Source organism: Paenibacillus kribbensis (genome assembly GCF_002240415.1).
GTDB lineage: Bacteria > Bacillota > Bacilli > Paenibacillales > Paenibacillaceae > Paenibacillus > Paenibacillus kribbensis.
This window is the reverse complement of record NZ_CP020028.1, coordinates 5,195,001-5,202,500: the sequence shown is the minus strand read 5'-3', so window position 1 is coordinate 5,202,500 and position 7,500 is coordinate 5,195,001. Positions and strand designations below refer to the sequence as shown.

At 49.5% G+C, this 7,500-nt stretch carries 4 protein-coding genes, 21 tRNA genes and 2 rRNA genes (2 of these 27 running past the window's edge); 24 read left to right on the top strand and 3 right to left on the bottom strand.

The genetic code is table 11. From position 1 onward, the window contains the following. From B4V02_RS23250 to B4V02_RS23140, 23 genes are all read left to right on the top strand, one after another. Positions 1–1,981, top strand: a 23S ribosomal RNA gene (locus B4V02_RS23250); it begins 946 nt to the left of the window's first position. Between the two features lie 153 nt (positions 1,982–2,134). Further along, positions 2,135–2,251 (top strand): 5S ribosomal RNA (rrf, locus tag B4V02_RS23245). A 36-nt stretch (positions 2,252–2,287) separates the two neighbouring features. Then, positions 2,288–2,364 (top strand) — tRNA-Ile (locus B4V02_RS23240). A gap of 24 nt (positions 2,365–2,388) precedes the next feature. Beyond that, a tRNA-Ala gene (locus B4V02_RS23235) sits at positions 2,389–2,464 on the top strand. Positions 2,465–2,468: 4 nt separating this feature from the next. Next, positions 2,469–2,544 (top strand) — tRNA-Asn (locus B4V02_RS23230). A 34-nt stretch (positions 2,545–2,578) separates the two neighbouring features. Continuing rightward, positions 2,579–2,652: transfer RNA gene (locus B4V02_RS23225), tRNA-Met, on the top strand. Between the two features lie 3 nt (positions 2,653–2,655). After that, a tRNA-Ser gene (locus B4V02_RS23220) sits at positions 2,656–2,747 on the top strand. A 31-nt stretch (positions 2,748–2,778) separates the two neighbouring features. After that, positions 2,779–2,850: transfer RNA gene (locus tag B4V02_RS23215), tRNA-Glu, on the top strand. Positions 2,851–2,856: 6 nt separating this feature from the next. Then, positions 2,857–2,932, top strand: a tRNA-Val gene (locus B4V02_RS23210). A 32-nt stretch (positions 2,933–2,964) separates the two neighbouring features. Beyond that, positions 2,965–3,038 (top strand) — tRNA-Met (locus B4V02_RS23205). 25 nt (positions 3,039–3,063) lie between these two features. Next, a tRNA-Asp gene (locus B4V02_RS23200) sits at positions 3,064–3,140 on the top strand. Positions 3,141–3,176: 36 nt separating this feature from the next. Further along, positions 3,177–3,249: transfer RNA gene (locus B4V02_RS23195), tRNA-Phe, on the top strand. A 25-nt stretch (positions 3,250–3,274) separates the two neighbouring features. Continuing rightward, positions 3,275–3,350 (top strand) — tRNA-Thr (locus B4V02_RS23190). A gap of 4 nt (positions 3,351–3,354) precedes the next feature. Beyond that, a tRNA-Tyr gene (locus tag B4V02_RS23185) sits at positions 3,355–3,440 on the top strand. 19 nt (positions 3,441–3,459) lie between these two features. Further along, positions 3,460–3,532 (top strand) — tRNA-His (locus B4V02_RS23180). A gap of 15 nt (positions 3,533–3,547) precedes the next feature. Further along, positions 3,548–3,622: transfer RNA gene (locus B4V02_RS23175), tRNA-Gln, on the top strand. 4 nt (positions 3,623–3,626) lie between these two features. After that, a tRNA-Lys gene (locus B4V02_RS23170) sits at positions 3,627–3,702 on the top strand. A 14-nt stretch (positions 3,703–3,716) separates the two neighbouring features. Next, positions 3,717–3,804: transfer RNA gene (locus tag B4V02_RS23165), tRNA-Leu, on the top strand. 6 nt (positions 3,805–3,810) lie between these two features. Then, positions 3,811–3,885 (top strand) — tRNA-Gly (locus B4V02_RS23160). 10 nt (positions 3,886–3,895) lie between these two features. Next, a tRNA-Cys gene (locus tag B4V02_RS23155) sits at positions 3,896–3,967 on the top strand. Positions 3,968–3,992: 25 nt separating this feature from the next. Then, a tRNA-Arg gene (locus B4V02_RS23150) sits at positions 3,993–4,069 on the top strand. A gap of 22 nt (positions 4,070–4,091) precedes the next feature. Continuing rightward, positions 4,092–4,165 (top strand) — tRNA-Pro (locus B4V02_RS23145). Between the two features lie 9 nt (positions 4,166–4,174). Then, positions 4,175–4,245, top strand: a tRNA-Gly gene (locus B4V02_RS23140). Positions 4,246–4,442: 197 nt separating this feature from the next. Here B4V02_RS23140 and B4V02_RS23135 read toward each other — a convergent pair. From B4V02_RS23135 to B4V02_RS23125, 3 genes are all read right to left on the bottom strand, one after another. Beyond that, on the bottom strand, positions 4,443–5,546 hold the full coding sequence (locus B4V02_RS23135) for a PAS domain-containing sensor histidine kinase (protein WP_094156586.1): 1,104 nt from the start codon (positions 5,544–5,546) through the stop codon (positions 4,443–4,445). Further along, positions 5,539–6,192 carry a response regulator gene (locus B4V02_RS23130; RefSeq protein WP_007428341.1) on the bottom strand — a complete coding sequence of 218 codons (654 nt, stop codon included), beginning with the start codon at positions 6,190–6,192 and terminating at the stop codon, positions 5,539–5,541. The genes B4V02_RS23135 and B4V02_RS23130 overlap by 8 nt, the downstream gene beginning before the upstream one ends. 141 nt (positions 6,193–6,333) lie before the next feature. Beyond that, positions 6,334–6,786 carry a GAF domain-containing protein gene (locus tag B4V02_RS23125; RefSeq protein ID WP_094156585.1) on the bottom strand — a complete coding sequence of 151 codons (453 nt, stop codon included), beginning with the start codon at positions 6,784–6,786 and terminating at the stop codon, positions 6,334–6,336. A gap of 298 nt (positions 6,787–7,084) precedes the next feature. Here B4V02_RS23125 and B4V02_RS23120 point away from each other — a divergent pair, with 298 nt between their 5' ends. Beyond that, positions 7,085–7,500: the 5' portion of a Crp/Fnr family transcriptional regulator gene (locus tag B4V02_RS23120; protein ID WP_094156584.1), read on the top strand. 325 nt of this gene lie beyond the right edge of the window; 416 of the gene's 741 nt are visible here — the first part of the coding sequence; its start codon is at positions 7,085–7,087; its stop codon lies off the right edge, out of view.

The following is a 7,500-nucleotide window of genomic DNA, read 5'->3' as shown; positions in this document are numbered from 1 at the left end:
CAAGCTCAGTCAAACTCCGAATGCCATAGACTTACTTCCGGGAGTCAGACAGTGAGTGCTAAGATCCATTGTCAAAAGGGAAACAGCCCAGACCATCAGCTAAGGTCCCCAAGTGTGTGTTAAGTGGGAAAGGATGTGGAGTTGCACAGACAACCAGGATGTTGGCTTAGAAGCAGCCACCATTGAAAGAGTGCGTAATAGCTCACTGGTCGAGTGACTCTGCGCCGAAAATGTAACGGGGCTAAACACACCACCGAAGCTATGGCTTGATGCTTTGCATCAGGGGTAGGGGAGCGTTGAATGCGGGTTGAAGGTGTACCGGAAGGAGCGCTGGACTGCATTCAAGTGAGAATGCCGGTATGAGTAACGAAAAGATCTGTGAGAATCAGATCCGCCGAAAGCCTAAGGGTTCCTGAGGAAGGTTCGTCCGCTCAGGGGAAGTCGGGACCTAAGGCGAGGCCGATAGGCGTAGTCGAAGGACAACAGGTCGAAATTCCTGTACCACCGTAATCCGTTATGAGCGATGGGGTGACGCAGTAGGGTAGTGACGCGGACTGATGGATGTCCGTCCAAGCAGTGAGGCTGGTGTGTAGGCAAATCCGCACATCGATAAGGCTGGGCTGTGATGGGGAGCGAAAATTGCAGTAGCGAAGGTCATGATCTCAGACTGCCAAGAAAAGCCTCTAGCCAGGAGAAGGTGCCCGTACCGTAAACCGACACAGGTAGGCGAGAAGAGAATTCTAAGGCGCGCGGAAGAACTCTCGTTAAGGAACTCGGCAAAATGACCCCGTAACTTCGGGAGAAGGGGTGCCTCGGTAGGGTGAATAGCCCGAGGGGGCCGCAGTGAAAAGGCCCAAGCGACTGTTTAGCAAAAACACAGGTCTGTGCGAAGCCGCAAGGCGAAGTATACGGGCTGACGCCTGCCCGGTGCTGGAAGGTTAAGGGGAGTGGTAAGCCTTCGGGCGAAGCTATGAACCGAAGCCCCAGTAAACGGCGGCCGTAACTATAACGGTCCTAAGGTAGCGAAATTCCTTGTCAGGTAAATTCTGACCCGCACGAATGGCGTAACGACTTGGGCGCTGTCTCAACGAGAGATCCGGTGAAATTTTAATACCTGTGAAGATGCAGGTTACCCGCGACAAGACGGAAAGACCCCATGGAGCTTTACTGCAGCTTGATATTGAATTTGGGTACGATCTGTACAGGATAGGTGGGAGCCGTTGAGCCTTGAGCGCCAGCTTGAGGGGAGGCATCCTTGGGATACCACCCTGATCGTATCTAGGTTCTAACTTGGTACCGTAAGCCGGTACGAGGACAGTGTCAGGTGGGCAGTTTGACTGGGGCGGTCGCCTCCTAAAGAGTAACGGAGGCGCCCCAAGGTTCCCTCAGAATGGTTGGAAATCATTCGAAGAGTGCAAAGGCAGAAGGGAGCTTGACTGCGAGACCTACAAGTCGAGCAGGGACGAAAGTCGGGCTTAGTGATCCGGTGGTACCGCATGGAAGGGCCATCGCTCAACGGATAAAAGCTACCCTGGGGATAACAGGCTTATCTCCCCCAAGAGTCCACATCGACGGGGAGGTTTGGCACCTCGATGTCGGCTCATCGCATCCTGGGGCTGAAGTAGGTCCCAAGGGTTGGGCTGTTCGCCCATTAAAGCGGTACGCGAGCTGGGTTCAGAACGTCGTGAGACAGTTCGGTCCCTATCTGTCGTGGGCGTAGGAAATTTGAGAGGAGCTGTCCTTAGTACGAGAGGACCGGGATGGACGTACCGCTGGTGTACCAGTTGTTTCGCCAGAAGCACAGCTGGGTAGCTATGTACGGAAGGGATAAGCGCTGAAAGCATCTAAGCGTGAAGCCCCCCTCAAGATGAGATTTCCCAATACGTAAGACCCCTTGAAGACGACGAGGTAGATAGGTTGGGGGTGGAAGTGCAGTAATGCATGGAGCTGACCAATACTAATCGGTCGAGGGCTTATCCTAAAGATAGGACGCAATGGAGTTTCGGATCCAGTTTTCAGGGTGTAACACCTTGAAGGTATGTACAAGTGCATACGAAAAGCGCATTGAAATTCATTCACACGATATGTGATGAATCAAGTTTCAATACGGAAGAATTTGCGAGGCAAATTCATGTTTGGTGGCGATAGCGGAGGGGTTCCACACGTACCCATCCCGAACACGACCGTTAAGCCCTCCAGCGCCGATGGTACTTGGACCGCAGGGTCCTGGGAGAGTAGGACGCCGCCAAGCGATATCCTTTAGAGGATAATAAAGCTGTAAATATTAGGGCCTTTAGCTCAGCTGGTTAGAGCGCACCCCTGATAAGGGTGAGGTCGGTGGTTCGAGTCCACTAAGGCCCACCATTTCTTAATTAATACAACATGATTGGGGCCATAGCTCAGCTGGGAGAGCGCCTGCCTTGCACGCAGGAGGTCAGCGGTTCGATCCCGCTTGGCTCCACCAATATTCCCTGATAGCTCAGTTGGTAGAGCACTCGACTGTTAATCGAGTTGTCACAGGTTCGAGTCCTGTTCGGGGAGCCATATTTTGAATATTTTTGACTTATATATATAAGGTGGCGGCGTAGCTCAGCTGGCTAGAGCGTACGGTTCATACCCGTGAGGTCGGGGGTTCGATCCCCTCTGCCGCTACTCGGAGAGATACCCAAGTGGCTATAAGGGGACCCTCTGCTAAGGGGTTAGACTGCGAAAGTGGTGCGAGGGTTCGAATCCCTCTCTCTCCGCCACACCTTTAAAAATTCAGAATTTATTTTGTAAGGCCCGTTGGTCAAGGGGTTAAGACACCTCCCTTTCACGGAGGTAACAGGGGTTCGAATCCCCTACGGGTCATAATATGGAGGCTTAGCTCAGCTGGGAGAGCATCTGCCTTACAAGCAGAGGGTCGGGGGTTCGATCCCCTCAGCCTCCACCATTAATAATTTTTAAAGAAATCCCTTTTACTATCGCGGGGTGGAGCAGTTCGGTAGCTCGTCGGGCTCATAACCCGAAGGTCGTAGGTTCAAATCCTGCCCCCGCAATTAATTTCCTGATGGAAATGCCTCTGGAACTGTGGTGTAGAGGCCTAACATGCCTGCCTGTCACGCAGGAGATCGCGGGTTCGAATCCCGTCAGTTCCGCCATTCTAATATGTATAATTTAGTAGTACAACATAATATGGCTCGGTAGCTCAGTCGGTAGAGCAGAGGACTGAAAATCCTCGTGTCGGCGGTTCGATTCCGTCCCGAGCCACCTTTCAAGTGGGAATGAGTAATGTGCCGGTGTAGCTCAATTGGTAGAGCAACTGACTTGTAATCAGTAGGTTGGGGGTTCAAGTCCTCTCGCCGGCACCATTTTGGAGGATTAGCGAAGTGGCCAAACGCATCAGACTGTAAATCTGCTCCCTTACGGGTTCGGTGGTTCGAATCCATCATCCTCCACCAGTCTTTTCTTAATCATATGGCGGTCGTGGCGAAGTGGTTAACGCACCGGACTGTGACTCCGGCATTCGTGGGTTCAAGCCCCATCGGCCGCCCTTTATTCTTATTAATGGGGATTAGCCAAGCGGTAAGGCAACGGACTTTGACTCCGTCATGCATAGGTTCAAATCCTATATCCCCAGCCATTAAGAGCCATTAGCTCAGTTGGTAGAGCACCTGACTTTTAATCAGGGTGTCGAAGGTTCGAGTCCTTCATGGCTCACCATTTATAATTATTTTGCGGTCGTGGCGGAATTGGCAGACGCGCACGGTTCAGGTCCGTGTGGGCTAACCCCCCGTGGAGGTTCGAGTCCTCTCGACCGCACCATATTTTGCGGACGTGGCTCAGCGGTAGAGCATCGCCTTGCCAAGGCGAGGGTCGCGGGTTCGATTCCCGTCGTCCGCTCCATTATCCATACGGCGCCATAGCCAAGTGGTAAGGCAAAGCTCTGCAAAAGCTTCATTCCCCAGTTCAAATCTGGGTGGCGCCTTAACGCTCATTATGGATTACAATATGCGCCCTTAGCTCAGCTGGATAGAGCGTTTGACTACGAATCAAAAGGCCGGGAGTTCGAATCTCTCAGGGCGCGCCATTTCTAAAAAAATGTATAATGTCGGGATGTAGCTCAGCTTGGTAGAGCACCTGGTTTGGGACCAGGGGGTCGCATGTTCAAATCGTGTCATCCCGATACTGATTTGCGGGTGTAGTTCAATGGTAGAACTCCAGCCTTCCAAGCTGGTAGCGTGGGTTCGATTCCCATCACCCGCTTTTTGCTATAGCGGATTCTTGTTGCCTCAGTGGTGACACCTTATAAATAAAGAGAGCCTGTCTGGAGACAGTGCTCTCTCTTTTTTTATTATATTTTCTAAATAACGATATGATGAATATTGAGGATTTGCGCTATCTGGTGCATACCCCACAAATAAGTTTGCGGATATACACCGATTACGATCCAACGGCCGATTTTACACGGGAATGGTGAGCTGGATGGAGGTTCCTTGCTCTGGTGCGGAGGTCATGCTCATATATCCTCCTACTCCTCTAGCCCGTTCTTCCATGCTAAACAGTCCAACGCCCTCTCCTTGGGATTCTTCAGAGAATCCGATCCCCTCATCCCAAATGCTCACTTGTATGATTTCTCCCTGATCTTCTACGTCGACATGTGCTTCTGCTACGTCTGCATACTTGGCTACATTCGTTAATGCTTCCTGTACAATCCGATAAATAGCTATTTCCTTACGGATATCAAGGCGTTTACGTAGGTTACACTGAAAATGGACCTCAATACCGTAATGCGAGCAAAAGTTTTCAATATAGGTTCGTATGGCTGGTACGACACCTAAATCATCCAGAACTGAGGGACGTAGTTCCCATGCTAGTCCGCGGACGTCTTTAATGATGTCGGTCACTTGTGAACGCAGATTTTCCAGAACAGGACTAGGCTGTTCAGCAAGTTGGCTATCTAGTTGAATAATTAGAGAAAACAAGCTTTGTCCGATCCCATCATGCAATTCTCTTGAAAAACGCTTGCGTTCTTCCTCCTGAATTTGCATTACTTGCGTCATCATCGTCTGAAGCTCAGCCTCGACCTTTTTCAGCTTGGTGACCTCATTACGGATTGCTAAGTGCTGATAGGGTTTGCCTTCCTCGTCCATGAACGGAACGATTGTGGTATTCACCCAGTAATAGCTGTTATCCTTAGCCCGATTGCGTATTTCTCCTTGCCATACCTGGCCTGAGCGTATGGTGGTCCACAGGTTTTTCATGAACGCGGAAGTATGGTAGCCTGAATTAATGAGCCGATGATCCCGACCGATCAGTTCTTCACGACTGTACTGCGAAATCTCACAGAACTTGTCGTTCACGTACTGAATAATGCCACGATGATCGGTCAAAGCAACGATGGAGGAAGTATCTAATGCAAGTTTCAGGTTGGATAGCTGGTGAAGTGAGTTACGCAGTTCATGGAGAAAAGGGGACTCCGGGATATAAGCTTCCAAATCATTTAGTAACTTATCAGCCGACTCACCAAAAGCGTGCTGCGGCAAAGGATTAGAAGATTCATTCATAGTGCAGCAGCCCCTTTTTAAGTGCAAATTTGACCAACTCAGGCCGTGTTTTCAGGTTAAGCTTTTCCATAAGGTTACTTTTGTGGGACTCTACGGTTTTGACGCTAATTACCAGATGCTCGGCAATTTCCTTATTGGCATATCCTTTCGCTATCCATGACAGAATTTCCTTTTCACGCTCGGAAAGGGACTCATAGGGTCCGGCAATGCCTTCCTGTTTGATCTTGTCCAGATATTCACTCATCAGTCGTTTGGTCGCATTTGGGTACAAATAGGCGCTGCCTTCGGCCACAGACTGAATGGCTGCGAGTAATTCCTCGTGAGGTGCACTTTTTAAAATGTATCCGGATGCCCCGGCCTGAATGGCCCGGAATAGGTATTCCTCATCGTCATGCATCGTTAGGATAAGAACTTCAGTATCAGGCAACTTTTTTTTTAATTCAGTGGTTGCTGTTAGACCGTCTTTGCCAGGTGGCATGCTAAAATCCATGAGCACTACATTGGGTTGCAGCTCCACCGCCTTGCGGATCGCCTCATCACCGTCTGCAGCATCTCCTACCACCTTAATGCCGTTTTTGCCGTCCAATAGGGCCATGAGGCCGGAACGTACGACAACATGATCATCCACTACAAGTATACGAATCAATTTGTCATCCCCTCGAACGGTAAAAAAACCGTGCGTTTTGTCATAATCATAGCAAATTTTAGGGATTTCAATCAATATAGTCAGCTGGGTATGTCCATATTTAGCAAATATCTGTTGTTATCTATAAAAGTATGAAGAAGCTTATGAAGTAGGGGGGTGAGTACATAGCTCACCAAGCCGCTGAGCGACTCGAGTTGCCTCGGCTACTTCGGAATCGGTGAACGTCCTTACATCGCGGTTACCAAGAAGTAGCACACCATTCGGTAAATTACCTGTGCTGGAAAAGGGAATAGCTATAGCAGAATGAAGCTGCTCAGCCAGCATCAGCGCACATTCCTGACGCAGACGTATGCTGCCAGGCAGCAAAGCATTCACAGTCACGGTACGTCCCAGACGAACTGCCAGCCCGGCAATGCCGTGTCCCACTTTAAAAGAAATAAGGCGATAACGATTGCTTCGGCTGCCAGAGACGTAATACCAATGTAACTTACCGCCTCCTGATTTGGACATGAATGCAAGGGCAGTGAGATCTCCATAGATGCGATCCCTTAACTGGTTCAGTTCTTTTCGCATTTCATCCGTTATTTGTAGCATGGAAGACACATCCTTTTTCTTAACAAAACTGTAGCTCTAATTATTGTAGCTTCGATGGTTACAAAAGTAAGTCAGGGAACCCCCTGATCTATAGGCGTAGGAAACACTGACTTTTCATAAGACGGGGAAATGAGTAGGAGGAAAGCCGATAAATAAGGCACTAGCCTGCCTGAGAAGTGATATTTATCACAGCGAATCAGGGAGTAGGAAGGTATAAAATCAGGTGTTCTCCCGATAACAACCCATGTGTCAAACCATTATGATATAGATATCAGGTAAACATGAGGAGGACGCTAAAATGCAAGCCACTTGTATGGAACGGTTTGGGGACGAGGCGGAACGCACGGGGATTCAGCTTTTTTTGACGGAGGAGCATTTTGAGCTGCTGAAAGAAATTATGTCTTGGAAAAAGGTAAAGGCAGGCGTTATGCTTTTCCGAGAGGGCGATGATGCGGAGCAGCTTTATTATATACATTCAGGCCATGTAAAACTTCGTAAGTCGACAGAAGATGGTAAAGAATTGATTTTGACCATTCAGCATCAGGGTGATCTGATCGGGGAATTCAGCGGGATAGATGGGGAAGAGTATAGCTGCACTGCGGAAACAGCCGATGCGTGTGAACTGGGTGTCGTGCTTGTTAAGGATTTGGAGTTGCTCCTGTCCAAAAACGGAGAGATGGCACTTCAGTTCATCCAATGGATGGCGATGAAGCA